The organism is Nocardia sp. NPDC050710 (assembly GCF_040654375.1).
In the GTDB taxonomy this organism is placed as follows: Bacteria; Actinomycetota; Actinomycetes; order Mycobacteriales; family Mycobacteriaceae; genus Nocardia.
Genome location: NZ_JBFAHV010000004.1, coordinates 352,698 through 378,965 on the forward strand (window position 1 = coordinate 352,698; position 26,268 = coordinate 378,965).

General features: G+C 66.4%; 30 protein-coding genes and 1 tRNA gene. 22 read left to right on the forward strand and 9 right to left on the reverse strand.

The window, feature by feature from the left end:
* Positions 1-56: 56 nt before the first annotated feature.
* Entirely contained in the window at positions 57-1,763 is a 1,707-nt protein-coding gene (locus tag AB0H61_RS11620; protein ID WP_357302142.1) for an ABC transporter ATP-binding protein, read from the reverse strand.
* Positions 1,760-3,550 (reverse strand): ABC transporter ATP-binding protein, encoded by a 1,791-nt coding sequence (locus AB0H61_RS11625; RefSeq protein WP_357302144.1) that lies wholly within the window; start codon positions 3,548-3,550, stop codon positions 1,760-1,762. Before AB0H61_RS11625 ends, AB0H61_RS11620 begins: the two co-directional genes overlap by 4 nt.
* A 268-nt stretch (positions 3,551-3,818) precedes the next feature.
* On the opposite strand from AB0H61_RS11625, the gene AB0H61_RS11630 reads away from it, so the two are divergent.
* Entirely contained in the window at positions 3,819-4,448 is a 630-nt protein-coding gene (locus AB0H61_RS11630; protein ID WP_357302147.1) for a helix-turn-helix domain-containing protein, read from the forward strand.
* 77 nt (positions 4,449-4,525) lie between these two features.
* On the opposite strand, the gene AB0H61_RS11635 is transcribed toward AB0H61_RS11630, so the two are convergent.
* Together AB0H61_RS11635 and AB0H61_RS11640 are read right to left on the reverse strand one after the other, a co-directional pair.
* Positions 4,526-5,749 carry a DUF6745 domain-containing protein gene (locus tag AB0H61_RS11635; protein ID WP_357302150.1) on the reverse strand — a complete coding sequence of 408 codons (1,224 nt, stop codon included), beginning with the start codon at positions 5,747-5,749 and terminating at the stop codon, positions 4,526-4,528.
* A 245-nt stretch (positions 5,750-5,994) separates the two neighbouring features.
* The gene (locus AB0H61_RS11640; protein WP_357302152.1) at positions 5,995-6,735 is read right to left on the reverse strand and encodes a glucose 1-dehydrogenase; all 741 of its coding nucleotides are present in this window, start codon (positions 6,733-6,735) and stop codon (positions 5,995-5,997) included.
* Positions 6,736-6,972: 237 nt separating this feature from the next.
* Here AB0H61_RS11640 and AB0H61_RS11645 point away from each other — a divergent pair, with 237 nt between their 5' ends.
* Positions 6,973-7,902 carry an alpha/beta hydrolase gene (locus tag AB0H61_RS11645; RefSeq protein WP_357302155.1) on the forward strand — a complete coding sequence of 310 codons (930 nt, stop codon included), beginning with the start codon at positions 6,973-6,975 and terminating at the stop codon, positions 7,900-7,902.
* Positions 7,903-7,979: 77 nt separating this feature from the next.
* On the opposite strand, the gene AB0H61_RS11650 is transcribed toward AB0H61_RS11645, so the two are convergent.
* Positions 7,980-9,377: a wax ester/triacylglycerol synthase family O-acyltransferase gene (locus AB0H61_RS11650; protein WP_357302158.1), complete on the reverse strand. Its 1,398-nt coding sequence runs from the start codon at positions 9,375-9,377 to the stop codon at positions 7,980-7,982.
* Between the two features lie 283 nt (positions 9,378-9,660).
* On the opposite strand from AB0H61_RS11650, the gene AB0H61_RS11655 reads away from it, so the two are divergent.
* Genes AB0H61_RS11655 through AB0H61_RS11665 form a run of 3 tightly spaced genes read left to right on the forward strand, consistent with a single transcriptional unit; the run spans position 9,661 to position 13,511 of the window.
* Positions 9,661-10,563 carry a metal-dependent hydrolase gene (locus AB0H61_RS11655; protein WP_357302160.1) on the forward strand — a complete coding sequence of 301 codons (903 nt, stop codon included), beginning with the start codon at positions 9,661-9,663 and terminating at the stop codon, positions 10,561-10,563.
* A gap of 29 nt (positions 10,564-10,592) precedes the next feature.
* The gene (locus AB0H61_RS11660; protein WP_357302163.1) at positions 10,593-11,699 is read left to right on the forward strand and encodes a PDR/VanB family oxidoreductase; all 1,107 of its coding nucleotides are present in this window, start codon (positions 10,593-10,595) and stop codon (positions 11,697-11,699) included.
* 39 nt (positions 11,700-11,738) lie between these two features.
* Positions 11,739-13,511: an SDR family oxidoreductase gene (locus AB0H61_RS11665; protein ID WP_357302330.1), complete on the forward strand. Its 1,773-nt coding sequence runs from the start codon at positions 11,739-11,741 to the stop codon at positions 13,509-13,511.
* On the opposite strand, the gene AB0H61_RS11670 is transcribed toward AB0H61_RS11665, so the two are convergent.
* Entirely contained in the window at positions 13,508-14,044 is a 537-nt protein-coding gene (locus AB0H61_RS11670) for a hypothetical protein (protein ID WP_357302166.1), read from the reverse strand. The two genes, AB0H61_RS11665 and AB0H61_RS11670, sit on opposite strands and share 4 nt — an antisense overlap.
* Before the next feature lie 521 nt (positions 14,045-14,565).
* Here AB0H61_RS11670 and AB0H61_RS11675 point away from each other — a divergent pair.
* Both AB0H61_RS11675 and AB0H61_RS11680 read left to right on the forward strand, forming a co-directional pair.
* Positions 14,566-15,561: a zinc-binding dehydrogenase gene (locus tag AB0H61_RS11675; RefSeq protein WP_357302168.1), complete on the forward strand. Its 996-nt coding sequence runs from the start codon at positions 14,566-14,568 to the stop codon at positions 15,559-15,561.
* Positions 15,562-15,630: 69 nt separating this feature from the next.
* A complete protein-coding gene (locus AB0H61_RS11680) occupies positions 15,631-15,813 on the forward strand; it encodes a hypothetical protein (RefSeq protein ID WP_357302171.1) in 183 nt (60 codons plus the stop codon).
* A gap of 6 nt (positions 15,814-15,819) precedes the next feature.
* On the opposite strand, the gene AB0H61_RS11685 is transcribed toward AB0H61_RS11680, so the two are convergent.
* Positions 15,820-16,251, reverse strand: a complete 432-nt coding sequence (locus tag AB0H61_RS11685; RefSeq protein ID WP_357302174.1) for a nitroreductase family deazaflavin-dependent oxidoreductase — start codon at positions 16,249-16,251, stop codon at positions 15,820-15,822.
* Positions 16,252-16,373: 122 nt separating this feature from the next.
* On the opposite strand from AB0H61_RS11685, the gene AB0H61_RS11690 reads away from it, so the two are divergent.
* The 3 genes from AB0H61_RS11690 (at position 16,374) to AB0H61_RS11700 (ending at position 18,073) form a co-directional block, all read left to right on the forward strand.
* A tRNA-Ile gene (locus AB0H61_RS11690) sits at positions 16,374-16,447 on the forward strand.
* 97 nt (positions 16,448-16,544) lie between these two features.
* Positions 16,545-17,477, forward strand: a complete 933-nt coding sequence (locus AB0H61_RS11695; RefSeq protein WP_357302177.1) for a tyrosine-type recombinase/integrase — start codon at positions 16,545-16,547, stop codon at positions 17,475-17,477.
* Positions 17,478-17,542: 65 nt separating this feature from the next.
* Entirely contained in the window at positions 17,543-18,073 is a 531-nt protein-coding gene (locus tag AB0H61_RS11700; RefSeq protein ID WP_357302179.1) for an HD domain-containing protein, read from the forward strand.
* A 20-nt stretch (positions 18,074-18,093) separates the two neighbouring features.
* Here AB0H61_RS11700 and AB0H61_RS11705 read toward each other — a convergent pair whose 3' ends face one another.
* Together AB0H61_RS11705 and AB0H61_RS11710 are read right to left on the reverse strand one after the other, a co-directional pair.
* Positions 18,094-18,564: an NUDIX domain-containing protein gene (locus AB0H61_RS11705; protein ID WP_357302182.1), complete on the reverse strand. Its 471-nt coding sequence runs from the start codon at positions 18,562-18,564 to the stop codon at positions 18,094-18,096.
* A gap of 6 nt (positions 18,565-18,570) precedes the next feature.
* Complete coding sequence (locus AB0H61_RS11710) at positions 18,571-19,311, reverse strand: helix-turn-helix transcriptional regulator (RefSeq protein ID WP_357302185.1); 741 nt, start codon at positions 19,309-19,311, stop codon at positions 18,571-18,573.
* Between the two features lie 149 nt (positions 19,312-19,460).
* Between AB0H61_RS11710 and AB0H61_RS11715 the strand changes: the two genes are divergently transcribed.
* The 12 genes from AB0H61_RS11715 to AB0H61_RS11770 are packed head-to-tail and all read left to right on the forward strand — an operon-like array spanning position 19,461 to position 26,244.
* Positions 19,461-19,673, forward strand: coding sequence for a helix-turn-helix domain-containing protein (locus AB0H61_RS11715; protein ID WP_357302188.1), 213 nt, complete (start codon positions 19,461-19,463; stop codon positions 19,671-19,673).
* Positions 19,670-19,942: a hypothetical protein gene (locus AB0H61_RS11720; RefSeq protein ID WP_357302190.1), complete on the forward strand. Its 273-nt coding sequence runs from the start codon at positions 19,670-19,672 to the stop codon at positions 19,940-19,942. The genes AB0H61_RS11715 and AB0H61_RS11720 overlap by 4 nt, the downstream gene beginning before the upstream one ends.
* Positions 19,942-20,091 (forward strand): hypothetical protein, encoded by a 150-nt coding sequence (locus AB0H61_RS11725; RefSeq protein WP_357302193.1) that lies wholly within the window; start codon positions 19,942-19,944, stop codon positions 20,089-20,091. Before AB0H61_RS11720 ends, AB0H61_RS11725 begins: the two co-directional genes overlap by 1 nt.
* Positions 20,088-20,447, forward strand: a complete 360-nt coding sequence (locus tag AB0H61_RS11730) for a hypothetical protein (RefSeq protein ID WP_357302196.1) — start codon at positions 20,088-20,090, stop codon at positions 20,445-20,447. Before AB0H61_RS11725 ends, AB0H61_RS11730 begins: the two co-directional genes overlap by 4 nt.
* Positions 20,444-20,794, forward strand: coding sequence for a hypothetical protein (locus tag AB0H61_RS11735; RefSeq protein ID WP_357302198.1), 351 nt, complete (start codon positions 20,444-20,446; stop codon positions 20,792-20,794). The genes AB0H61_RS11730 and AB0H61_RS11735 overlap by 4 nt, the downstream gene beginning before the upstream one ends.
* The gene (locus AB0H61_RS11740; protein ID WP_357302200.1) at positions 20,791-21,105 is read left to right on the forward strand and encodes a hypothetical protein; all 315 of its coding nucleotides are present in this window, start codon (positions 20,791-20,793) and stop codon (positions 21,103-21,105) included. Before AB0H61_RS11735 ends, AB0H61_RS11740 begins: the two co-directional genes overlap by 4 nt.
* A complete protein-coding gene (locus AB0H61_RS11745; protein WP_357302203.1) occupies positions 21,102-21,509 on the forward strand; it encodes an RRQRL motif-containing zinc-binding protein in 408 nt (135 codons plus the stop codon). Before AB0H61_RS11740 ends, AB0H61_RS11745 begins: the two co-directional genes overlap by 4 nt.
* On the forward strand, positions 21,506-22,600 hold the full coding sequence (locus AB0H61_RS11750; RefSeq protein ID WP_357302206.1) for a hypothetical protein: 1,095 nt from the start codon (positions 21,506-21,508) through the stop codon (positions 22,598-22,600). The genes AB0H61_RS11745 and AB0H61_RS11750 overlap by 4 nt, the downstream gene beginning before the upstream one ends.
* Entirely contained in the window at positions 22,597-24,633 is a 2,037-nt protein-coding gene (locus tag AB0H61_RS11755) for a hypothetical protein (RefSeq protein WP_357302209.1), read from the forward strand. The genes AB0H61_RS11750 and AB0H61_RS11755 overlap by 4 nt, the downstream gene beginning before the upstream one ends.
* 57 nt (positions 24,634-24,690) lie before the next feature.
* Positions 24,691-25,197, forward strand: a complete 507-nt coding sequence (locus AB0H61_RS11760; protein ID WP_357302212.1) for a hypothetical protein — start codon at positions 24,691-24,693, stop codon at positions 25,195-25,197.
* A 16-nt stretch (positions 25,198-25,213) separates the two neighbouring features.
* Positions 25,214-25,873, forward strand: a complete 660-nt coding sequence (locus AB0H61_RS11765) for a hypothetical protein (RefSeq protein WP_357302215.1) — start codon at positions 25,214-25,216, stop codon at positions 25,871-25,873.
* Between the two features lie 2 nt (positions 25,874-25,875).
* Complete coding sequence (locus tag AB0H61_RS11770) at positions 25,876-26,244, forward strand: hypothetical protein (protein WP_357302217.1); 369 nt, start codon at positions 25,876-25,878, stop codon at positions 26,242-26,244.
* Positions 26,245-26,268: the final 24 nt, after the last annotated feature.

Genomic DNA, 26,268 nt, shown 5'->3' on the forward strand with positions numbered 1-26,268 from the left:
GGTAGGTATCCACCATCCGACACCGGGCAGACCGGCCACCGCGAAGGCGGCCGGTCTCATCTCGACGCAGTGGAAATGTTCCAGAAGTCGGCGTAGCGGCCGCCTCGGTCCAGCAGATCATGGTGAGCGCCTTCTTCCACGATTCCGCCATTGTCGAGGAAGACGACGCGGTCGGCGGTTCGGACGGTGTGCATACGGTGGGCCACCATCACCACCGTGCGGCCCGCCATCAGGCGTTCGATGCCCCGGTGGACAGCGGCTTCGTTGACCGGGTCCAGGGCGGAGGTGATCTCGTCGAGTAGGACGATGGGAGCGTTCTTCAGCAGCGCGCGGGCGATGGAAACGCGTTGACGTTCGCCGCCCGACAGCAGTGCGCCTCCTTCGCCGACATGGGTGGTCCAGCCGCCGGGCAGTCGTTCGATCACCTCGTCCAGGCATGCCGCCGTTGCCGCGGCGCGGACTTCGGCGTCGGTGGCGTCGGGTCGGCCGAGGCGAACGTTGTCCTCGATCGTGCCGTCGAACAGATAGACGTTCTGGAAGACGATGGCGATCTGCGCCATCAGTGCGCTGGTATCGATGTCGCGGACGTCGACGCCGCCCACCCGGATCGCACCCTGGCTCACGTCGTGGAACCGCGCGAGTAGTTGGAGCAGGGTGCTCTTGCCCGCCCCGGAGGGGCCGACGATCGCCAACCGCTTGCCTTGCGGCACCGTCAGCGTCAGATTGTCGATCACCATGCGGTCGCCGTGCAGGAAGGCGACGGCGTCGAACTCCAGGTCGTGGTGATGCGGCCGGATCGGGTCACCCGGCTCCGGCAACGGCTCGGTGCGCAGCAGGGTGTCCAGTCGGGTCAGTTGGGCGCGCGCGCTGCGGAGTCGGCCGCCGATGTCGGCCAGCGACAGCAGGGGTTCGGCGCAGCGGGCCGCCAGCACCAGGATCGCCAGGACCTCGGCCGCGCCAATGCTCCCACCCAGCGCGAGGTAGGCGCCCATGGCCAGCAGCACGGTGAATATCGCCTGCACGGCGAGCGTCAGCCCGACGATGCCGGGCAGGGCCGACAGTGCCGATCGGCGCGCGGCACGCTGGATTCCGCGCAGCGAATCGTCCAGCAGGTCGAAGCGTTCGGTGGTGCGGCCACCGGCCCGCAGCACCGGCTGGGCCTGCAGGTATTCGATGACCCGGCCGGTGGCACGCTGGTCGCGTTCGTGGCGTTCGGCGTCGGCGGTGGCCATCGCGCGTCCCGTCCAGGCTTGGATCGCCGCCACGAGCGGGATGGCGAGCAGGGCGGCCAGCCCCAGCTTCCAGTTGAACGCCAGCATCACGACCACGATCGTCAGCGGGGTCACCGAAGCGGCGATGAATGGTGCGAGCAGGTGCGCGATCACGCTCATCGCCTCGAGGACACCCCGGCTGGCGAGCACCGACACCTCGCCGACGCGGTCGGGGCCGTACCAGCCGATGGGCAGTCGAGCCAGGTGGTCGCCGAGCCGGTGGTAGGTGCCACGCAGCAGCGTGGTTCCGGCGCGGAAACCGGCCAGATCGCTGAGGTAGCGCAGCACCGCGTAGACCGCGACCGCGATCCCGAACGCGATCAGCCACGGCCAGGCGTCCTCGGGACCGCTTCCGAACAGCTCCCGGAGCACCGGCACCAGCAGGGCGTAGGACAGGCCCTCCAGGACCGCGGCGGTGGTCATCAGGGCCACGGTGCGACGCACCGGACCCGCGTACTGATGGCCCAGCACGCGCAGCAACATTCGGATCATGACAACTCGTCTCCTCGATGGGATTGCCAGAACGCGGCGAACCTGCCCCGGCGGGCCAGCAGTTGCGCGGGTGCGCCGTGCTCCACGATCACCCCGTCCTCCACCATGACGACGGTGTCGGCATCGGCGATGGTCTCCAGGCGGTGGGCGATGACCAGGATCGTCCGGTCGCCCTGCAGACTCGCCAGGGCGTGACGCACCGCCTGTTCGGTCTGTGGGTCGGCGAACGCGGTCGCCTCGTCCAGCACCAGAACGGGGGTGTCGGCCAGTAGCGCGCGGGCGAGCGAAAGGCGCTGTGCCTCACCGCCCGACAGCCCGGCCTCCGCGCCGAGCACCGTGTCGTAGCCATGCGGCAGCTCCACGATCCGGTCGTGAATGCCCGCCAGCCGGGCGGCGCGGACCACCTGCTCGCGGTCGGCGCGCGGGACCGCCAGCGCGATGTTGTCGGCCACCGACGCACGCAGCAGCCGCACGTCCTGGAAAACGAAGGAGACCGCTCGGTAGAGCTGGCGACTGCCGATCTCGCGCAGGTCGACACCGCCCAGGGTGATCGTGCCGTGCGTCGGGTCGAAGAACCGCGGGAGTAGCTGGACGAGTGTGGATTTGCCGCTACCGGACGGTCCGACGAGCGCGGTGACCGTGCCCGGCTCGAGCACGAGATCGATCCCGCGCAACACCTCGCGGTCGGCGTCATAGGCGAAGCGGACATCGCGCAGCTCGACCCGGTGTCCTCGCGGCGTGACCGGGCGGGCGGGTTCGGGCAACGGCTCGACGTTGAGCACGTCCCGGATCCTGCCGACCGCGCGTCCGGCGGCCTGCATGTCGTCGAAACCGTGGCCGAGCGCCGCGACCGGAGCGGTCAGCCCCAGCCCGAGCAGCAGGAACGGCAGCAGATCGGCGGCAGCCATCCCGCCACCGGTTATCAGGACCGTGCCGCCGAGCAGCACGACCAGCAGCACGAACGGCGGCGACAGCGCCACTTGCATCCCGGCGGCGATCGGGGAAAGACCCCGCGCCCAGCGCAGGAACGTGTCGGCGAAATCGTCCACCGCCGTCCGGAACCGGCGGTGCGCGCGGTCGCCTCCGCCGAACGCCTTGACCACCGCGATGCCCTGCACGAACTCCACGACCGAATCGGCGATCCGGCCCATCGCCGCATCGAACTCGCTCTGCTCGCGCTGCCGGGCCGTGGTCATCATCAACGGGACCAGCGCCACTGCCAGCAACACCGGAACCAGCGTGATCAGCGTCAGCCGCCAGTCGACGGTGAACAGGTAGACCAGCGACACCAGCGGCACCACGAACGCCGATACCAGCTCGCCGGGCGCATGGGCGATGAACGGATGCAGCGCACTCACATCCTCGCCCACCACCTTGGCCAGCTCACCGGTCCGGCGCTGGGCGAACCAGCCGATCGGCACCCGCCCCAGATGCGTGGCCAACTGCCGACGGAACGACAGTTGCACCCGGCTGTCGAGCAGGTGCCCGAGCCCGGACGAGGCAGCCGTGAACACGAGCCGGACGAACAGCCCGACCGCCCCCACGATCACCACCAGCCAGACACGACCGTGATCGATCGGGCCGGGCGACAGCAATGCGCGCCCCAACTCGACCACCGCCAATAGCGGCGCCAACCCCGCGACGGCACCGATGACCTGCAGGACGACCACCGTGGAGAAGCCCCAGGCATGGGGGCGTAGGAGTGCTGCGAAGCTCTGTTCCTCGTTGCGGACGGTATCCGGTGGGGCGGTTTGCTCCCTCGTCTCGGCCCGATCGGTCGTCGTCATCGCGGTCCCATCTCGGACAGTTCGGCTCGATGTGGTCTGCCGGGACGGTCGTGGCGGCTCGGTCGATACATAGCGCGAGTCCTTCCAGATGAGTTCGGTCGGGTGAATCGGGGCTGGCGGGAGGCGCCAGAGCGCCGCGAGTCGAGCCACGCACCACTTTGAGAAAGTCACTTTCTCTAGACAGTGACTCTATGACCCGATTTTCAGATAGTCAATGTCTCAAGACAGCAACATGCTTCAGGAAGTCACTATCTGATAGTCTGCTCGCATGACGGGACTTCGCGAGCGCTGGCGGCTGAAGGCCATGCACGCCATCCAGGAACGCGCACTGGACCTGTTCGACGAGAAGGGATTCGGCGCTGTCACGATCGAGGAGATCGCGGCCGCGGCCGACGTCTCACCGTCGACGGTCTACCGCCTGTTCGGTACGAAGGAAGGGATCATCGTCGCCGACGAGTTCGACACCATGAGCGCGGACGAAATCGAAGCGATCGTCGACCCCCGCGATCCCATCGGCAGCCTGCTCCGCTCGGTTCGCGCCGACGAATCCACACCGGAGCCCGCCTCCGATTCCCAGGGCGCGGACGATGGCGCTCCGGTCGACAGAGGCCCGTGGCGCAGGGTCCGCTACCACTTCACCGAACCATCGGTGCGCATGGCAGCCTGCGCCTCGGCCGACCGCACCAGCCAGCGGCTCGTACCGCTGATCGCGTCGACCGGACAGCTGAACGAAACCCAAGCTCGCGTGGCCACCAACGCCCTGGTCTTCGGCTACTTCGCCGCCCTCGAACAGTGGTACCTCGACGGCGGCAACCGCCCCATCGCCGACTATGTCGAAGACGGGCTGCGCCCACTACGCGCCATCTGGCCGTCCGTCGACGACGAAGATCCCGCGTAACAACGGCAGCTCGCTCTCCTCCCACCGCCGAAGTTCTGGACCATGGTGGAGGTCATGGGAATCGCCTTGGGGGAGAGTCAGGTTCGGCGGACGAGCCGGTCGTAGTCGGTGCCGCTGAGGCCGTAGGTCCAGCCCGCGGCGGCGAGCGGGTCATCGATCCAGATCGGGACGTGCAGGCCGTAGCGGCGGCGGTGGCCGTCGGGCTCGACCGAACCGTTCTCCGCGAGCAGCGGTCTGCTGCGGCGGCCCCAGCCCGCGGGTGGGTCGTAGAGCCGCAGCGTCGAACCGGGATTGCCTGGGTCGTCGGCCTCTCCGATGAGTACCAGCTCGGCGTCATCGATGTAGGTATCCCAGCCGATACGTTCGATCGTGGTGCGCCGGATCTCGGCATTGCGTTCGCGGCCGATGCGGTCGGCGCTCGGATCGAGCACCACCCAGTCCGGAACGATGGTGCCGCGCTGCACGTAGACCCCCGACCGGTCCGCGAAACCTATTGCGGGCAAGTCGAAGTGGTGCAGGCGCAGTTCGTTGTGGCGGCCCGCGGGTGTCGGCTCGGTATGCAGCGAGGTCGGACGCTCGGCCATGATGCAGACGTGGTCGAACGACCACCACCAGCCGGTGGACCGGGCCAGCGCGGCCTGGGTGTCGAGCAGTGTGTCGTCGTCGGAACGAAAGGCTGTCGGTGTATTTCGCCGGACCACGTCGTAGTAGCCGATCCGGTGCGCCTCCTGCTGGCCGTACCAGGGGATGCCCAGGGTGGCCCGGGTATTGTCCGGAATCAGCGTGTGAACGGCCGTCGCGACGCCGTCGATGAGGGTGGTTCGCAAGGCGTCCTGAATGGCCGTGCGGACGTACCGATCGGGCCGGGGGCGGATCCGACCCGCGGATTCTTGGGGCGGGAGGCCGCGCTCTCCTGCGTTGGCCCACGCGGCGACGGATCTGTCGATCCGGCAATCCATTCGGTGCCGGGACGCGGAGAGCAGGGTAGCGATCCGGCCCGCCACGGGCAGTGCGACGTCCGCACGCGGCGACCATGCCTCGGACTGCACGCCCAATTCGGTGGCCGCGGCGACAGCGGCGGGTGGTGAAGGGACCCAGACGAATTCGGGTTCGGGAGTATCGATCAGCCGGTACAGCTCGGTGACGGCGGCCTCGGCGGTGGATCGGTCGGAGGGTTCGGTGCACAGCCCGTGACGGAGCCATTCGTCGCGCAGCGCGAAGCCCGATGCGACGGTGTCCGAGAGGGGAGAAGTGCTACCGGGAAACGAATTGCGGCTCGCGGCCGCTCGGTTGGTCGACACCGCGCTCACCGGATGGTGGCGGTGCCCGCCTTTCCTGTAGTCATGGTCACCGATGGTGGCATGAGCATGCCGATCGCGCAATAGTCACGGTCGGGCTCGGGGAGGTCGTCGGCGTGCACGGCGTTTACTGCCTGCCGGGGTGGGAGGTCGTCGGAATCCTGTTCGAGCGCAAGTGGATCGATGCCGCCACCTGTCCGTGCCGCCCCTGGCCGTGCTCGGCGCAGGGGCCTGCCCGTCGTGGAGAACTAGAACGTCTTGTGCGGGATGCCGACCGTGAGACCGCCGTCGATCACGAACTCGGCGCCCGTCGAATAGGACGATTCGTCGCTGGCGAGGAATGTGATCAGCGCGGAGACCTCGGACGGATCGGCCGCCCGCCCCATCGGTATTTGCAGGAAGTCGGCGGGGATGCCCTCGGTCATCGGGGTGCGGATGAGCCCGGGGTGCACCGAGTTGACGCGAATCTTGTACTGCGCCAACTCGAGTGCCGTCGACTTGGTCAGGCCGCGGACCGCGAACTTGGTCGCGGTGTAGCCGTGCAGGCCGGGGCTGCCGCGCATGCCCTCGACCGAGGAGATATTGATGATCGAGCCGCCGCCCGCCTCGATCATGGCCGGGGTGGCGGCCTGCATGCCGAGGAAGGTGCCGGTCAGGTTGATATCGAGGATGCGCTGCCATTCGGCGAGTTCGAAATCGACCAGCAGGTTCCCGTTGACGATGCCCGCATTGTTCACCAGGACGTGCAGTCCGCCGTAGCGGCGCACCGCCTCCGCTACCGCGTCCGTCCACTGCTGCTTTTCGCGCACGTCGAGGTGGACGTAGGTGGCATTGTCGCCGAGTTCCTCGGCGAGTGCGGCGCCCTCGTCCGCGAGGATGTCACCCATCACCACGCGGGCATCCTCGGCCACCATCGCCCGCGCATGCGCGGCGCCCATGCCGCGGGCGCCGCCGCTGATCAATGCCACCTTGCCGGTCAACCGCCCCATCGCGGACCTCCGTCTCTCGTCATGCACGTGTGAAACACGTTACATCCGGATGGTCCGGCCCGTACGCTGCCGTCCGCGAACGGCCGTATTCGGCGCATTGTGGCGAGAAAGCGCACGTTCAGGCCGGATCTGGACCGAAAGGCCGCGTTCCGCGATCCGGTATCGGGTGCCCGCCGTGGCATCATTGTGTAGAACGCGTTCTAATCTTAGTCGAATCAGCGCTCCAGGAGGCCGACGATGGCGATTCCGGACCGGGAAGCAGTGACGATGCGGCGGTTCGGGCGGGTCGCGGTGCCCGATATCGCGGAGGTGCCCGGCGGGAGATCGATCGACCTGCCGGGGCGGGGCCGGACGTATGTGGTCGACATCGCCGGGCCCGAGGGGGCTCCGGCGCTGATCCTGCTGCACGGCACGGCGTGCACCGCGTACCTGACGTGGTTCCCGGCATTGACGGCGCTGGCGCAGCGGTTCCGGGTGATCCTGTTCGATCAGCGCTGGCACGGCCGCGGCATCCGCTCCGAGCGATTCCGATTGGACGACTGTGCCGACGATGTCGTCGCGGTGGCGGACGCGCTCGACGTGGCGAACCCGATCTGCGTCGGATACTCGCTGGGTGGTGTCGTCGCATTGCTTGCCGCGCAACGGCATCCGAAACGGATCGGTGGTCTGGTGCTGTGCGCCACGCCTTACCGGTTCCAGGAGAAGTGGCGTGAGCGGGCCTTCCATCGGGCCTGGGGCGCGTTCGCCGAATCCGTTCGCCCGCACGCGTTCCGGCGCGCTCGCGAATACGGCGAGCGGTTACCCGAGCTACCCGAACATACGTGGGCGCCCGGTGGCATGCAGCGGTGGGCGATGACCGAATTCCGGAGTACCAGCGGATGGGCGCTCACCCAAATTATCGCCGAGGTGGGCAGATTCGACGCGAGTGGTTGGCTCGCCGAACTCGAGCCGCCGACGGCGGTGGTGATCACCACCAAGGACAAGGCGATTCCGGTCTACCGGCAATTGGAGATGGCGACGATGATCCCGGACGCGAGCATTCACCTGGTCAAGGCGGGGCACGCGGGCTGCGTCTTCGGTGCCGATCTGTTCGTTCCGGTGCTGGTCGAAGCGTGTGAATCGGTGGCGGCGCGCCTGGGCGCCGAACCTCGATCGGCCGCGAACTGAGATCGAGCCGGGCTGCGCTGCCGCGGCTCCGATGCGACCCTGTCCGGCGGCGATGGCGAACAGGGCAGCGCTTTGGTCTACTCCAATTCGCGTGCCGCGACGAGTAATTCGTCGATCACCGCGGGAACCGCGTCGGCGAGTGCCGAAACATCCGGCACCAGTTCCTTACAGGCGATGAACCCGAAATCGAGATCCCCGTTATTGGACAGGACGGTGACGGTGAGTCCGGCGCCGTGGAAGACCGGCCCGAATGGATACATGGCGTCGACCTGAATGCCGAGGAAGTACAGCGGCATCGGCGGTCCGGGCACATTCGACACGACCAGGTTGTGCACCACCGGATGGTGTTCGGCCAGCTTCAGCGACGAGTACACGCGGGCGGCCAGCTGGAAAGTGTTCGGCGGTGCGTACTTCGACCAATCCTGGAGGAAGTCCGCGCCGATCATGTCGTGCTCCTCCTTGGCGTGCTGGTTGGCCGCCGCGACCTTGCGCAACCGCTCGGCGGGGTCGGCGATATCGGTGCCGAGTTCGGAGAAGAGTGAGGACACCTTGTTGATGCCGTCGGCGTGCCGGGACTGACCGTGCACCGAGACCGGAACCGAGGCGATCAGTGACCGATCCGGCAGCTCGTCGTGCTTCTCCAGATAGCTGCGCAGCACGCCGCCGACCACCGTCAGCACCACGTCGTTGACCTTGACCCCGAAGGTCGTCTTGATCTCCTTGATGGACTCGAGATTCGACTCGGTGAAGGCGACCGCGCGATCGGGACCGATGGACTTGTTGAACGGCGTGCGCGGCGCGGTCAACGGCAATGCCATGCCTCGCTGATTGTTTCGCCGCCGCTGCGCGAATCCGGCCATCAGACCGACGGTTTTCGGCACCATGCCGAACATTCCCGCCTTGCCGGGGAATCGAACCACCGCCTCGGTCAGTAGTTTCCAGTCATTGGGCGCGGGTTCCGGCGTCCACGCCTCGGTGGTCTCGGGCCTGGTGGCGCCGGGTTCCGTATCGCACAGGTACATCATCATGTTGGTGCCGGTGATGCCGTCGACCGCCGCGTGGTGGTACTTGCAGATCACCGCCACCTTGCCGTTGTCCAGGCCCTCGACCACATTCATCTGCCACAGCGGACGGTTGCGGTCCATGGGTCGGCTGGCGATGTCGCCGACCAATTCGGCGAGCTCGCGCCTGCCCGCGGGCTCGGGGATGTCGATGCGGCGAATGTGGTGGTCCAGATCGAAATCCGCGTCCTCTACCCAGACCGGGTGATCGAGATTGAACGGCACTTCGTGCACGCGCCGCCGCATGTGCGGAATGAGATGTAGGCGTCGGCCGAGCTCGGCCTTGAATGAGGCGAATGAGTACTGTGCGCCCCCCGCAGTGGGATCGAGAATCAGCAGCGCACACACGTGCAGGTGCTGGGTCTCGGTCTCGAGGTACAGGAAACTGGCATCCAATCCGGTTAAACGTTCCATAGCAGAAGCCTACTAGAACGTGTTCTAGTTTTCTGGCAAACCGGAGGGGAGTGGATCACAGTGAAGAACTCTATTGTCAAGCGGGCCGACGGCCACTTGTCTCGCTGGGCGAGGTGGCAATCACGCTATCCGACCAGTGCATTCGAACCGTGACGTTATGTGTGTAACTGGAAGTTCCATGTATGTGTATGATCATTGCTACAGCCACGCAGGAAGGTGCGCAATGGTGCGGTCGTGACCCGGCTGCGGGCTGCGGCGTGAACGGTGAGATCGAGGAGTACCGATGAAGCTACTTCGCTGGAGAGAGCAGCGGCCGAATACCGATCCCGGTGAGGTTGCCCTGCACGCGCGCAATGTCCGATTCGATTGGGCGGATACACCGCTGCATTGGATGTCGGCCGAGCCGATCGCCTCGCATCTGATCAATGCCCTGAATCTGCTGCTGCCCGAGGGGGAGCGCATGTTCTGCGCCGCCTACTCCGAGGCGCTGCCGTATGTGAAGGACGAGAAGCTGCGTGAGGCCATGCTCGGCTTCATCGGCCAGGAGTCCATGCACGCCGAGACGCATGACAAAGTCCTGCACGAGGTGCTCGCCGCCAATGGCATCGACCCGCAGCCGTACGTCCGCCAGGCCGAGTTCCTGTTCCGGAAGACGTTGGGCCCCATCAGTGCCGAGGGTGTCGCGCAGCGTCAGGTGATGGTGGAGCGACTGGCCTTCATCGCCTGCCTGGAGCATTTCTTCGCCTACCTGGGTGACTGGGTGCTCAACGCGGATCTGGAGAAGTTCGGCGCCGACCCGCGGGTCGCCGATCTGTTCCGCTGGCACGGTGCCGAAGAGGTCGAGCACCGGCATGTCGCCCACGATGTCGCGGTGTATTTCGGCGCGGGCTACATGCGTCGCGCAGCCATCATGATGATCGTCTTCCCGATTTTCCTCACGCTGGTGGTACGCGGCACGAAATACATGGTGCACCAGGACCCGGCGCTGCCCGATATGGGTTATCCGCGCCTGATGACACGGGTGTTCGGTTCGATGTGGCGCGGTGCGCTGCCCGGCGTGCCATCACTGCTGTGGAGTGCGGCGTCGACCTTCAAGCCCGGCTACGACCCGGAAAACGTGGGTTCCACCGCGCAGGCGGTCGCCTATCTGGCCAAGTCGCCCGCTGCGCAGGCCGTGGCCTCGTGAGCGAGCGAACCGCGGGGGGAGACGAAATCGTGAGCCCCCGGCCCATTCCCGAACAGCTGCCCGCGGATCTGTTCGGGAGACGGGACTGTGACCGGGCGGTCCAGGTACTCGACGCGGTCGCGTCGGCACGGCTCAAGTGGACCACGATCGTCAACCGTCGCGACGTCAGATCCCAGGTCGACGACCGCAGGCTGGCGCTGGTGGTGACCGAACGCCGGATCGAGGCGCACGACCAGGACGTGGTGAGCCTGCGGCTGGAGGCGCCGAATCGGCGGGAACTGCCGGCGTGGCGGCCCGGCGCGCACCTCGACCTGGAATTGCCTTCGGGGCGGCTGCGGCAGTATTCGCTGTGCGGCGACCCCGCCGACACCCGCGCCTACCGAATCGCGGTGCGCCGCATCCCCGATGGCGGCGGCGGTTCGGTGGAGGTGCACGATGCGCTGCCGGTCGGTACGCCGATCCTGGTCCGTGGTCCGCGCAATGCCTTCCCGTTCGCCGTTCCGGGCTACGGATCATCGGCCGCCCGTGTGCATTTCGTCGCGGGCGGGATCGGCATCACGCCGATCCTGCCGATGGCGCGCCTGGCACAGCGCCTGGGCCTGGATTGGTCGATGGTGTACACCGGACGCAGCCGCGACACCATTCCCTTCCTCGACGAGATCGCGGGCTTCGGCGATCGGGTGATCGTGCGCACCGACGATGAGCACGGACTGCCCGACGCGGCCGCACTATTGCCCGAGGTCGGCACCGACACCGCGGTCTACTGTTGCGGACCGGTGCCGATGATCACCGCCATCGCCGACACTGTCCGCGAAATGCGTGGAGTGGAACTGCACTCCGAACGTTTCTCGCCGCCACCCATCGTGGACGGCAAGCCGTTCGAGATCGAAATCGCCGACACCGGTGAGGTATTCGAGGTGCCTGCGGACAAGTCGGCACTCGACGCCATCCTGCAACGACGTCCGGATCGGCCGTACTCGTGCCGCCAGGGGTTCTGCCGCACCTGCAAGGTGCGGGTGCTGGCGGGCGAACCGGAACACCGCGAGACCGTGCTCACCGCCGACGAACACGCAGCGGGCGAAATGCTTGTCTGCGTATCGCGTTCGGAGGGTGGGCGTTTGGTACTCGACCTGTAATGACCGCAGTGCACACCAGGGGAACAGGAGATGACGTCAATGACGACGATCGATATCGACTCGGCGATCACGGAACGGATCGTTCGCAACGGCGGCTTCGAGCTCGCGGTCTACGAATACGGTGATCCGTCCGCCGAGACCGTGGTGCTGGTGCACGGCTGGCCCGACACCCATCACCTCTGGGATGCGGTGGTGCCGTTGCTGGCCGGGCGATTCCACGTCGTCGCCTACGACACCCGCGGCCACGGACAATCCACCCGCACCCGCCGCGTCGCGGACTACCGGCTGGAGGAGCTGGCCGCCGACTTCTTCGCCGTCATCGACGCGGTCAGCCCGGACCGGCCGGTGCACGTGCTGGCCCACGACTGGGGTTCGGTACAGGTGTGGGAGGCCGTCTGTGAGCAGCGGGCCGCGACCAGGGTCGCCTCGTTCACCTCGGTCTCCGGGCCGAATCTGGACCACCTGGGAAAGTGGGTGCGTGCCAGACTGTTCCGGCCGTCGCCGCGGAACCTGTGGCAACCGCTCACCCAGGCGCTGTCCTCGGGCTACACCGTGTTCTCCATGACACCCGGGCTCAACCAGATCTTCCGGGTGGTGGCGCGGGAGGACCGCTGGCAGCGGATCGTCTCCGTCATGAACGACACGCCGCCGTCGAATATCACGCTGGGCCCGACCTTCCGGCGCGATGCGATCGACGGACTGCTCATCTACCGGGCGAATATCCTGCCGCGCATGCTGGCCCCGCGCGAGCGGCGTACCGAGGTGCCGGTGCAGCTGATCGTCGCGGGCCGCGATGTCGCGGTCCGGCCCGCCGGCTACGACGACGAACGCCGGTGGGCGTCGCGACTGTGGCGCCGCGATGTGCCCGCCGGACACTGGATGCCGTTCTCCCACCCGGAATTGCTGGCCACCGCCACCACCGAACTGATCGACACCGTCAACGGCGGCACCGTGCCGCGCGGGCTGCGGCGCGCCGAAACAGGCGGCAGCAAGAAACCTTTCGAGGACCAGTTGGTGGTGATCACCGGCGGCGGCAGCGGTATCGGTCGCGAGACCGCGCTGGCCTTCGCCCGGCGCGGAGCCGAGATCGTCCTGTCGGATATCAATCTGGACGCGGCCAAGCAGACGGCCGAGCTGATCGCCGCCGAACACGGTGTGGCACATGCCTATCGGCTCGACGTCGCCGATGAGGCCGAGGTGCAGGCGCATGCGACGGAGGTATTCGCGGCGCACGGCGTCCCCGACATCCTGATCAACAATGCGGGCATCGGCCAAGCGGGCGGATTCTTCGACACCTCGTCGGCCGAGTTCGACCGGGTGCTACGGATCAATCTGGGTGGCGTCGTCAACGGATGCCGGGCCTTCGGCTCGGCCATGGCCGAACGTGGCCTGGGCGGGAATATCGTCAACCTGTCCAGCATGGCGGCCTACAGCCCGCAGCAGGGCTTCAGCGCCTATTCCACCAGCAAGTCGGCGGTGTACATGTTCTCCGACTGCCTGCGTGCCGAACTGGCGAGCCGCGGCATCTCGGTACACACCGTCTGCCCGGGCATCGTGCACACCAATATCGTTGCCACCACCACCTTCTCGGGCGTCAGCGCGGAGGAGGAGAAGCGCAAGCAGCAGCAGTACGACAAGCTCTACCGGATGCGTCGCTACACGCCGGACAAGGTGGCCGAGCAGATCGTGCGCGCCGTCGAACGCGACCGCAGCATCGTCCCGGTCACCCCCGAGGCGCGGCTGCAACTCCACTTCAACCGGTTCGCACCGGCGGTGGTCCGCTTCTTCGCGGCGCGGGTGAAGCTCACCTAGGCGTTACCGGGGCCCTCCGGCGCCCGTGCGAGTTCGGCCTCGATGGCCTCGACCCGCCGGGCGTCGATACCCCACGGATGCTCGATGCCGACCTTGCTGTCGAGATCCCACAGCACGGCCTGCTCGCCGGGTTTCGCCACCATGGACCAGGCCACCACCGTGCGACCCAGTTGTTCGGCCATCGAACCGTGCGACTGTCCCGGCCTCGCCCCCGGCTTGACGTAGTTGTCGCCGTCGGGGAAATGGTGCAGGAAACGCCCGTACGCGCCCGCGCAGAACGCCGCGTAGCGCTCGGTGCACAGGATCAGCCCATGCCAGGCCTCGTCCACCGCGTGCGACGGCATACCGATGACCTGACCGTCGCGCATCGCCGCCCCACAGCAGCGCAACCACTGCCGCAGACCGGTCTCCACCAGGTCGCGCGGCTGCCACGGGCAAGTCTTGAATACCGCCTCGGGTAACTCCAGCGCCGCCACCGCCCGGTCGACCTCGCCCAGGTCCACCCGGCGCCGCAGCCGGTTCCGAGAACGCAAAAGTTCCACGATTCACTGTACGGCGCGCCCACGAAACCCCAGGCAGATACCATTCGGGCATGGTGGCCGTTTTTGCCGTGCTGTTTGTCGTGCTCGGGATCTGTGGTGGTATCGCGGCGCTCATCGTGCTGCTGGTCACTGCGTCCGGCAGGTCGTCGCGCAGGCGCGGCGCGGGCTGGGCGGGCGGTGACTCGGCGTGGTCAGCCGGTGATGCGGGGGGATTCGACTCGGGATCCTCGGGAAGCGGCTCCAGCGGCTGTAGTGGCGGTAGCAGCAGTAGTTGCGGTGGGGGGAGCAGTAGCAGCTGTGGCGGCGGCAGCAGTAGCAGCTGTGGCGGTGGTGGCAGCAGCTGTGGCGGGGGAGGATCGTGATCCGCCCGAGCGGCGGCTGAGCCACAACGGTTCGCGCGCACACCGAATTCCGCGCTCGGCATAATCGGCGACGAGCATTTGACCTCAATAGCGCTTCAGGTTCCAAGCTGGTCTCTATCCGAAGACACAGAGAAGCGTAGGAGGTCGGTCATGCAGGCTGTGCAGGCAACGGAATTCGGTGGACCGGAAGTGCTCGCGGTGCACGAGGTGCCGGAACCGGTCGCGGGGGCGGGGGAGGTGGTCGTCGCGGTCGCGGCCGCCGACGTGATGTTCCTCGATACCCAGCTGCGAAGCGGTTGGGGCACCGAATTTTTCAAGGTGCAGCCACCGTACGTGCCCGGTGGTGCGATCGCCGGTGTGGTCACCGCGGTCGGCGAGGAGGTCGACCCGTCGTGGCTCGGCAAGCGGGTCACCACCCAGACCGCCGCCAGCGGCATCGGCGGTGGACTGCCGACCGGCGGCTATGCCGAACGGGCACTGGCCAACGCGGAAACCCTGATCGAAGTGCCGGACCAGCTGACCCTGCCGCAGGCGGTAGCACTCACCCACGACGGCAAAACCGCTCTCGCGGTCCATGATCGGGTCGGCTTGCGGCCCGGAGAATGGGTGCTGATCACCGCCGCCGGCGGCGGGCTCGGCACGCTGCTCATCCAATTCGCCCGTGCCGCAGGCGCGAACGTCATCGCCGCCGCGCGCGGCACCGCGAAACTCGAACTGGCCCAACGCCTCGGCGCACACGCCGTCATCGACTACTCCCAACCCGATTGGGCCGCCCAGGCACACGCCGCGACCGGTCGCGCCGGAGTTGACGCGGTGCTGGACGGCGCGGGCGGCGAGCTCGGCCGCTCCGCCGCCGAAATCATCACCGATGGCGGTCGCTTCATCGGATATGGCGCGGCCGCAGGAGGTTTCGCCGATCTCGACCGGGCATCGCTCGAGAGCCGCCGCATCGAGGTGCTCGGTCTCTTCGATATCACCGGCGACGATACCGACTGGCACACGCTGGCTGAGCGGGCCCAATCCGCCGTAGTCGCCGGTGATATCGAAGTGGTGATCGGCCAGACCTTCCCGCTGGAACGGGCAGACGCCGCGCACGCGGCCATAGAATCGCGAACTGCGTTGGGACGCACAATACTAACAATGTAACGAGCCAGATTTTGTGATCTGTCTGCGACAGGATGCACGCATCCGGGCGCTTTCGCTACTGTCGCCTGCGTGCAAACTCTGATCGTCGTCGCCGTGGTCGTCGGCGTCCTCCTCCTCGTATTCGCCGTTGTCCAGTTCGCCAGCAGACCACCTGTCGATGTAAGTCGTTGGGATAGAGTAGATTCGGGGGACGCCGACGAATGGGTCGACAGTGGGAGCGGCTACGGTGGTGGCCGGGACGGCGGCGACTGAGTCAGCTCAGCTCGTCGGCGTGAGCACCACCACAGCGATGGGCCGCTTGGTCTGACTCTGATAAGCGCTGTAGCGGCCTTTATTCACCTTGTCGACGATCTCCCACCGTCGGGCGTAATCCGGATCATCCGGATACGTCGCGCGTGCCGCCACCGGAATCTTGTGCGTCCCGATCTGAATCTCGCACTCCGGCTTGGCCTTCACGTTCGCCAGCCACCCCGGTGGCCGCGGAGATCCGCCATTGGACGCCGTCACCAGGTAATCGCCCCCATCCCGCCCATACGTCAGCGCCGACGTCCGCTCTCGTCCCGACTTCCGTCCCACCGTCCGAAGCAACAGCGTCGGATTCCCGAACAACAGCCGGTGCCCCACCAGCCCCCGGCTGTTCTCATACACCCACTGATGCACCTTCAACACATTCGCGAACACGCTGCTCATGGCCCAACCCTCCAGGATTGTTGAGGTTATGAACCCAACCCTATCCGCCACACCGGGGTCCGAGTGGTGTGCGACCCGCCCGAACCGGTAGCATCCCCAACGCCGCGGTATACCGCGGAAGAGGGGCGGTAGCTCAGTCGGTTAGAGCCGTGGACTCATAATCCATTGGTCGCGGGTTCGAGCCCCGCCCGCCCCACAAACACCCTTCTACCAGCGGAAACGTTGAGTTCAACAGCCGGGTTCGTCCAGAACAACGCTCCGTGACCAATGTATTTTGCGAGTAGAATCCGGTCATGGGGATGGATCTGGACGACGTACGCGAGCTGGCGGAGGACTTCGCGACCGAGCTGCGCCGGAAGAACCGAAGCAAGCTGACGATCGACGGATACCTGACGAGGATCGGGTACTTCGCCGACTTCCTCCAAGCCAACGACCTGCCGACCACGGCGCCGGACATCACCCGCGCCCACCTCGGCGGGTATATCGAAGACTTGCTTACGCGCCCGAACCGACGCACCGGGGAACCACTGTCGCCGGAGTACGCCCGCGGGCAGTATCGGTCACTGCAACAGTTCTTTAAATACCTTGCCGTCGAAGAGATCATCGACACCAACCCGTTCGACAAGATGAGCCCGCCAGCCGTCCCCGACAAGCAGGTGCCGGTGCCGGGCTTGGACGCGGTCAAGGCGCTACTCGCCGAGTGCGACGGTACAGACTTCGCCGACCGCCGCGACAACGCCATCATCAGACTGTTCGCCGACACCGGAATGCGGTGCGGGGAGCTTGCCCCGCTCGAGGTGGACTCGCTCGACTTCAACGAGAACACCGTCCTGGTGATCGGCAAGGGCAACCGGCCGCGCACGTGCCCGTTCGGCGACAAGACCCGAACGGCACTCCGCAGGTACCTCCGGGTCCGGGCCAAGCATTCCGGAGCGAAGAATGACAACCCGGCACTATGGCTGGGATACCGCGGTTCGATGACCGATTCCGGTATCCGTCAGATGCTCGAGCGTCGCTGCGACGCGGCTGGGATCGAACGCCTGCATCCGCACCAGTTGCGGCATTTCTTCGCCCATACCTGGCTCGACAGCGGCGGCCAGGAGCAAGACCTCATGATGCTCGCAGGATGGCGTTCACGGCAGATGCTCGCTCGGTACGGCGCGGCTGTCGCTGACAGCCGCGCGAAATCAGCTCACCGGCGTGCACGACTCGGCGACAAGCTGTAGGTGCATCGGCTGGAACATCCGGTGGCACGCTTCGAGCCTGTCGGTCAGGCGTTACCGTTAGCGGTATGTCCGATGATCTCGTCGCCTGGGCGGCGCAGCTAGCGCAGGATCATCTCATCGGTCTGACGCGACGGTGGCAGCATGTGCAGGGAGTCGCGCAGCATGCCCAGCAGGCTGCGGGCATTGTGGACGACTCCGACCTGTTGCTTGCTGCGGCATGGCTGCACGACATCGGTTACGCGCCGTCGATCCGCCGCACCGGGTTCCATCCCGTCGACGGGGCCGAGTTCCTGCAGCAGCAGGGTGCTTCATCGCGGCTGTGTGCTCTCGTCGCCAATCATTCATGCGCGCGAATAGAAGCGCGAAACCGCGACATTGAGATCGACTGGCCGGACGAGCAGACGGCCCTACGTGACGCCCTATGGTGGGCGGATATGACGACGACCCCAACCGGACAGACTACGGACGTGCGCAGTCGCGTTGCCGAGGTTCGCGAACGCTACGGCCCGGATCATGTTGTATCCAGGTCGTTGGTGGATGCTGCACCCGAACTGATCGAGGCGGCCGAGCGCACCGAGAAGTTATTGCGCGGTTGATGAGGCGCTGAATTTAGCTGTTACGTGAAATACGTTCCTGTTGTGGGACTTAGACCTCGCTCTATGCGAAGTGTAATCGAGGGATGTACGTTCAGAGACGAAATATCCTTCGGCGCAACCCATCTGACCTCCTTCGACTCCGAGCTTGTACGGAGGTCACCGCCGATAGGATCGGCGTGAAAGCAGATCGAGAACTCTTGGCGCACCTCTCCGTCGTCATATGCGATGACGTGCTCCGGATTCGAGAATATGCCGATAAGTTCTGTCACTCGGACATCGATTCCGGTCTCTTCTTTGACCTCTCGCATCAGCGCCTGCGTGATTGTCTCGCCAGCCTCCAGTCCGCCGCCAGGGATCGAATAGCGGTCGTTGTCGGTGCGGTGAATCATCAGGATTCGGCCCTGTGAATCACGTACAACTGCACTCACGGCGACTTTTACGCTGTTGGCCGTGGGGGCATTGGGATCGTGAAAATAGTCGGTCCGACTCATGAACGATCACCTTTCGGGGGTCGCGTTCGACCACACATGCTCGAAGCTGGTCATGTATGTCTCGAACATGTCGCCTGCAGGCAGTTGTCGAAGATGAAGGGCTGGGGCGTGTGCACCCGGAAGCCCGTAAACGTGCATGTTGACTATCATCTCGTTGTCGAATCGGAACACTGAGTTGTACAGCGTCGTGTCGTGGTACCGCAGCTCGACGCCGTCGATCGTGGTCAGCGGTTCGATAAGCGCGAGCGCATTGTTGATGCGCGAGGGAACAGTGCCCACCGCCAAGCGTTCTTCCGCGCTACGTTTGTCGGCCTCTGCTGCTGACGGCCGGCCGAACAGCAGCCGTACTTTCAATCCGTTGCGGGTCTTCGTGCGTAGAGTCCTTGCGAACTCAGGCTCCTCGGCGAGAAATAGGCCCGCGAGAACCAGGACGTCGAGCTGCTCGCTTGTGCTCGACAGCAGTCGCTTCCACAAGTCGCTTGGAATTGCACTGCGGTGAGGGAAGACCGTCAGCACCTCTGACTGAGCAACCTCGATCTTCCGTTCCGGAGCGAGGGCGTCCGGCCATAAGTAGTTCTCGGTCTCTCCGAGGAGAGCAGCGACGGCGTGTCGATGCCGCGGATAGGGCGTGCGCGCCTTCGTGATCCAGCGCTCAACGGTCTTGGGCTCCACACCGGTCTTGTCCGCGACATCCGGGATGTCGAGCCCAGCCTGCTGCATCGCACTGCGAAGGCGCTCGTTCGCCATGTCTCCTCCAATCGAAGGGACTTCTAGGGACTTCTTAAAGGTACCCGAGACGTCTGGACAAGTCCACCTATGTGGTGCTTCTGCCTGCAAATTCCACGAAAAGTGGGTAACTGCAAGGAATTTCCCACTTTCGAAGGAGCGGACATCTGATGGAGAGGACGTCTAACGAGGCTCGGAATCTGATCAGCCTCAAGACTGCGGCGGCGCTTGTCGACGTGGATACCAAGACGATCCGGAACTGGATCGCGGCCGGTGATCTCAGCGGGTTCCGCGTGAATGGTCGCCTCCTGCGAGTGGAGCGTGACGAGCTGCTGGCGCTGATTCAGCCGACCGCCATGCTCGTGGATGGCGGTGCGGCATGAGCACGCCGGTCGAGAGGACATTGCAGGCGCGGATCGCCGCGCACGAGTCCTGGGCAAAGACATCGGATCGAGCTGCCCGAACGGCGAAGGCCCGTGATGCGCTGCTGACCAAATTCGATCGCCTCGTTGATCCCGATGGGCTGCTCAGCCCGGAAGAGCGGGCGTATCGCGCCGCGCAGGCCCGCAAGGCGCACTACACGCGGCTGGCGTTGAAGTCGGCGCAGGCGCGTCGTCGTCGTGGCAATCGCCGGGATGGCGGTGATTTGTGATGCGCGCCCGGACTTTCGGTTTCGCGTTGGCCGCAGTCGCGGTGGGCTATCTGGTGTTGACCGCGCCGGGGGTTGTCGGTTTCACGGTGATGCTGCTGGGCGCGGTGGCGTTGTGGCGTGCGTCGCGTCGGTGGGGGGTGCGGCGATGAGTGCGAACGAGCTGTTCCATGATCCGGCTGAACTGCTGGATGAGCTGGATTCGATCATCCGCGAACAGGAGTTGTTGCGGCAGCGGACGATCGCGTTGCAGGCCCGTTATCGGGAGTTGGAGCCGCACGCCGACCGGTTCGACAAGCCCGGCCCGCAGGGGTGGTCACGCGAGGAATTCGGCAGCGTCAACGTCGATTCCACTGTCACCAGGCTCGGTTACGCCGCCAGCGAAATGGAGCATCCGTTGAAGTGGGCCGCGATGGCGCGCCGAGACGCAGCCAAGCTCCGCGAGTATCCGCAGCCGCAGCGTGATCAGGTCGAGGTTGCTCGGGTCGATCGGGGGCGGTCGCGGTGAGCGCGTCGTTCGGGCCGGAGCCGCCTGCCCCGCACAGCTACACCGTCACCCACCACGACCGCGGTCGTGGTGTCGGGTCTTCTGCGTTGACGTCGATGACCGGTCCGGAGTTCACCAGCGTCGGTGCCGTGTACGCGCCGTTGAACGCGTTGCCGGTCGGGCCGCGTCTGATCGTGTTGGCGGTTTTGGTCGTGATCGGTATGGGCGGGTGCACCGCAGCGTGGGTCGACTACAAGCACGACACGCCCTCGGTGGATGTGTGCCGGTCGCCGAACTCGGGTGTGCCGCCGGAACCGGCAGGTTCGTGCGTGCCGCGTGAGCAGCTGCCGCAGGTGGTGGCTCGGTGAGCACCCAGGACGAGCGCCGTCGCGAGCAAGCAGAGTTGGAGGCCGAGTTCCAGCGGTTGGACATCGCCCACGCAGTGCTGGCGGATATGTTGTTCGCCGCCGCTGATACGGCCCAGGCCAAGGGGTTCGGACCCGACTGCGGGTTCGAGATCGATCGTCTACAGCGCTCCGGTCGTGCCTCGAAACAGGTACACGACGAGCGGACCGCGCTGTGGGACCGGCTGCTGGATTACCGGCACACCCCGCAGATGGCCGGACGGATCCGCGCCAAGGTCGCCGAGCGTTCGCAGCGGCCGGGGCGGTCGCGATGAGCGGATTCCATGATCCCGAGGGTGAGCGGTTCGGTATTCCGACGTGGCCGTGGCGGTTGGCGCCGCGGCATTTGCGGACCCGCCGTCAGCTCGCCGAGGAAGACCGCCGCCCGGGTACCGAGTCCGAGGGCCAGGTGCTGCGTGCGCGGGGCGGGTCGCAGGGGCCGTTGCGGGCGTTTCTGTACGACGCGGAATCGGCTGTGCCCAAACGGGAACCGACTCCTGCGCAGTTGGAGGCGCTGAAGCTGGCGCGTTGGCAGCGGTCGGTCAACGCGTGCGAGCGGCGCGGGATCGACACCTCGGATATGCGCGAGGTGATTTTGCAGGCCCGCGCCGATATCGCCACCCGCCGCGCCAACCGCCCCGATCAACGCCCTGATCAAGGAAGGGAGCGAAGCAGATGAACCACAAGACGGAGATCCCGCCGCGGTGGGATCGGTGGGCGGTGGTGGAGTTCGAGCACCGTGACCAGATCATCGCCGGTCTGCGCGGATGTGGGTTGTCCTACAGGGACATCGCGCAGCTGTTGGGGATTCGTGCCCGCCAGGTCGAAACAGTGCTGGGTGAGGTCGCGGCCCTGCGCGGGCGCGGTGTGAGTCAGGTCGAGATCGGTCGACGTGTCGGGTTGCCGCGCACGACGGTGCAGGACCTGTTGCGTAAGGGACGTGCCCCGCGGTCGACGCCGCGTAAGACGACGGTGTTGCGGGCGACATCGGAGATGCACGCCATGCAGCTCGACGTGTTGGGCTGGTTTCTGGGCATGGAACGCAACCACGTCTACGAACTGGCCAACCGCCTGCACGCCGAAGGCCACATCAAGGACCTCGAAGACGTCCTGTCGGGCCAGAAGTGGGTGATCCCGACCCGGGTGACCACATCGAAGCATCTGGGATGGCGGACCGCGGACTGGACGCCGCCGAACGGGTTGGCCGAGCACTACCGCGCGGTCGCCCAGGCCCGGATCATGCTCGTCGGCCCGGACCCGGACCTGTGGGTCTCCGAACGGATCTTGCGGCACCGGATCGGCAAAACCGCCGGTGCCAAGCGCGGCGCCGAGTTCGAGGTGTCGACCGGGCGTGACCCGAAGATGGGCCACCCGCACGTACACGACGGCCGGTTCCTCGGTGTCGTGCAGGGGATGCGGGGTTGGTGGGCGCTGGAAGTCGAGTTGTCCAAGAAAGACCCCGAGTACATGGATATCGCGTTGAGGGGTGCGATCCGCGCCGCCCGCGACAGCGTGACTGAATCCATGGTCGGGGTGCTGTACCTGTGCCGGTCGGCCAAGGTCGCCGATAACGTCACCGCCGCTTCCGAACGCCTTCCAGAGGCTGAATTCGCGCGTCTGTCACTGCATTTGGTGATCCGTGACTTCGACCTGGATTGGTCGAAATGGCTGGACCAGTACACCGCCCGCCGCAAGGCGGCCAAGGCGGCGAGCCCGAACCGGCGTCGCCGCACTCTCGTTCATCTCACCCAGGAAGCCGAAGCATCATGAGCGACCCGAACTGCAAGCCCATTCTCACCCCTACCGACTGCGGACCGATCGAAGCTGCACCGCCAGATCCGGCAGCGGTGGCGTCGGTCGACCCGACCGCCCCGCCGGCGATCACATCGGAGGCCCCGCCGATCAGGGGCGTCGAAGGCTGGGACCTTCCGACCGTGGATCTGGCCGCCGCCGGTCACGTCGTCAGCACCGCCACGGTGTGCGGGGTGGTCGTCGTCGGCATGCTGGTGATGATCCTCGCCATCGCCGCCGCATGGCTGCCACCGGCCCGCCTGCGGAACTTCGCCATCGCGTCGCTGCTGTTGCCCGCGGTGTCGGCGCTGGCGGGTGGTTCCTGGTCGGTGCCCGCCTCTCTCTTGTGGTCCGGCGCAGCCCGGGTGGCCACGGGTGATCTGGCCGGTTTGCGCACGATGCTGATCCTCGGCGCCCCGGTCGCCGCACTGCTGGCCACCTATTACTGGGCGCAGTTCGTGCACAAGACCAACACCGTCGGGTTGAAGTCACTGGAACGCACCGAACGGGTGAAGGACGCCATCCACGCCCGCCGCTTCGCCAGCGCCGCCCGCGCGGCCCGGTTCGGCGCCCCCTACACCGCCGGGCACGGGATCGTGTTGGGACCGTTGGCCAAGACCACCACTGCCAAAACACCCGGGTTGTGGCAGGAACTGACCGTGCGGCACGAGAACTGGCTGGTGGTTCCGCACAAGCAGGCCCGCCGCCATCTCGCGATCGTGTCCACTACCGGTGGCGGCAAAACGGAGCTGATCAAACGCTATTTCGCCGGGATGCTCGAATACGAATGGACTGCCTGGCAGCAGTGGAAACAGATCCCAGGCATGCGCAATAAGCACCCCCGACCGTTGATGGTGCTGATCTCCTGCAAAGGCGGCGCCGACGACAAGCAACTCGGCATCGAGATCGGCGACATCGCCCGCGGCATGGGTATCGACGCGGCCCGGATCGCGAAGGTCGGACCGGGCGGTGATCGCCTCGAATTGTTCGCGACCCTGACCGCTCGCGACATGCGGGGCGTGATGGGCGAGATGCTCAACGCCGGTCAGGCCACCACCAGCGAAGGCCAGCATTTCGACGAGATGCGCCGCCGGATCGTCTCTCTTGTGGTCGGCGCCCCAGGCGGTCCGCCGCGCTCACCGGCGGAGTTCCTGGAACGGCTCAACGAGAAGAAACTGCTGGATCTGTGGGGCAACGCCCCGGATGTGAAACGGATGCTTGAGGCGTTGCAGGCCGAGAAAGTCCCGCAGATCGATGACGCCCTGATCAAAGCCACCAACCTGTTCGACCTGTTGCAGGACCAGGACGGGGCAATGGTCTTCGACGGCGGCAAAGACCTCGATGAACTGGATGTGCTGTATGTGACAGTGCCCGGGTTGGACAAGGACGCCGCCCGCGCCCAGGTCGCCGCGATCCTGCGCATGGTGATGCAGCGCGCCGGACGCACCGCCAAGGACAAGCGCCGCTCGGTCACCGTGATCATCGATGAGCAGTCCGCGACCACGACACCGGCGGGTGCGTTGAATCTGGTGGATGTGTGCGAGCGGGGCCGCTCCCAGGGCGTCGCGTTGGCGTTCGCCGCCCAGTCTCAGGAGGGACTCGCCCAGGACAAGTGGGCGTTGAACCGGCTGCTCAAGGCGTGCGCGGGTGGGTTGATCCTGGGCTACAACGAGAACGCCGGCGACTTGTGCGAACACCTCGGTTCGGTTCGCTCCATGCTGCCGTCGCGGCATCTGATCAAGGGTCAGCGCACCGGCGACGAGGGCCAGGTGTCGGTGGGTGACAAGTGGCTGGTCGACCCCGATCGGCTGCGTGAACTCGACACCGGCCAGTTCGTCTACGCCCGCGCCCGCCGAGCCGACTGGGGCCAGGTCGTGCAGGTCGACAAGACGCAAATGCGGCCGATGCCGGGCACCACTGCCCACGCCGCCGCCGCTGCCGAGATGGCCAAAGCCCGCAAGACCGATGCCGTGAACGGCAAGAACCCGAAGGCCGCGGGCAGTGCCGCCTGACCGGCCCCTATTCGACGCAGATCCCGCATACCCGTATTCGATTGTGAGGCAACAGCTATGCGCATCATCCGACCCGACGACCGCGATGACGACGGCCACGACCACAGCCACGACGAGGGCCGTATCCCGGCCGATCCGAGGGCGATCGGGGACATCCTCGGCGACGAGCTCGAAGACTACCTCGCCCAAGTCATCGCCGACGTCCCACCACCAGAGGACGCACAGCCGACAGGGCCGAGCCGTTCGGGCCGCCCGATCGGCCCGAAACGCCCTGCCCTGCACTTGGTCGCCACCGACACCGACAGCGATGACGACGCGGAACCGGAGGTCGATCCCGACGCCGCTATCGAGGCCGGGCGAGCAGCGCGGCACCGGATGCTGCGCGGCGCGGCGGGCGGCTCCTCTGTTGTGGTCCTGTCCGCGACGCTCGCGGCCTGGGGCGAACCACTGGCCGTGAGCGGGCCGCTGGCCGCCTACGGCGCCGGATGGGTGGCCTACCTGTGGTGGAACGCCGCCCTGCGCCCGTCGGTCCTCGCCCGCTTCTTGATCCCTGTTAACCGTTGAAAGGAACCCAACCATCATGAACCGCAACATCATTCGCCCGACGGTGATCGGTATCGCCGCAGGTGTGGTGACCGTGTTCGCCATCGCCGCGTGGGATGAGCTGGACCCGCTGCACGAGTTGCAGCGACTGCGGGAGCGTCTGCGGATGTCCCCGCAGGAGCTTGCCGAGTTCGATCGGCTCGAAGCCGAACGCCGCGAACTCGACGCCGAACGCCGCCGCGAGCACGCCGAGTACGTCGCGAGGGTGCGAGCGAAGTTCTGTCCGGATCTGCTCGCCGTCTCCACGGCGAAGACGTTGGAGGATCTGACTGCCGTCGAATTGCTCGCCGAGATCGGCCGCGCCCAGGGGGAGAAGTTCGCGGCGTGGAATGCCCGCCCGGTCGGTTACGGCCACCCCGCGCAGGTCACCGCGACGGTGTGGGCCGATCAGCTCTCGGCGCTGCGCAAGGAGTTCGACGAGCGTCGCTGGGGCACGCGCCGCCGCACGGTCGGACTCGTCGACCGGCTGCGCCTGGACAACGCCTACGGCTGGGTCTACGACCACACCCGCGAAATCCCGCCGATCAAGCCATACACCCCACCAACCATCGAGGCGTTCGACGACACCGGCGTTGTCGACGCCTATCCGAGCGTCGAAGACCCGTGGGGCACCCCCGCCGCAACCGAGGGCGACTGATCATGTCCGACAACAACACCGACCCGATCCTGCCGATCCCAAGCGACCTCGATGACCAGGTGTGGCAGGTGCAGGAGAAGCTGCAAGACCTGCGGCGCATGACGCTGGAGCTGGGGCGCCGCTATCGCGAGCTGGGCCAATCTCCCGAATCGCTGCGGACCGACAACCTCGGCAAACCGATATCCCCTGCCACCGCGACCAAATTCACGCAGATATGGCTAAGCGACGCCGACACCACCCTCGAACGTGCCCAGGAGCAGCTGCATCACGCCCGCACATTCTCCAGCCGGTTGTCGCTGACCGATCAGGCCGATCAGCACCGTGAGCAGCAGCTCGCACGCCAGCGCGGCGAACGCCGTCGAACCCGATAACCCCACTCCCCGAAAGGAATTCAT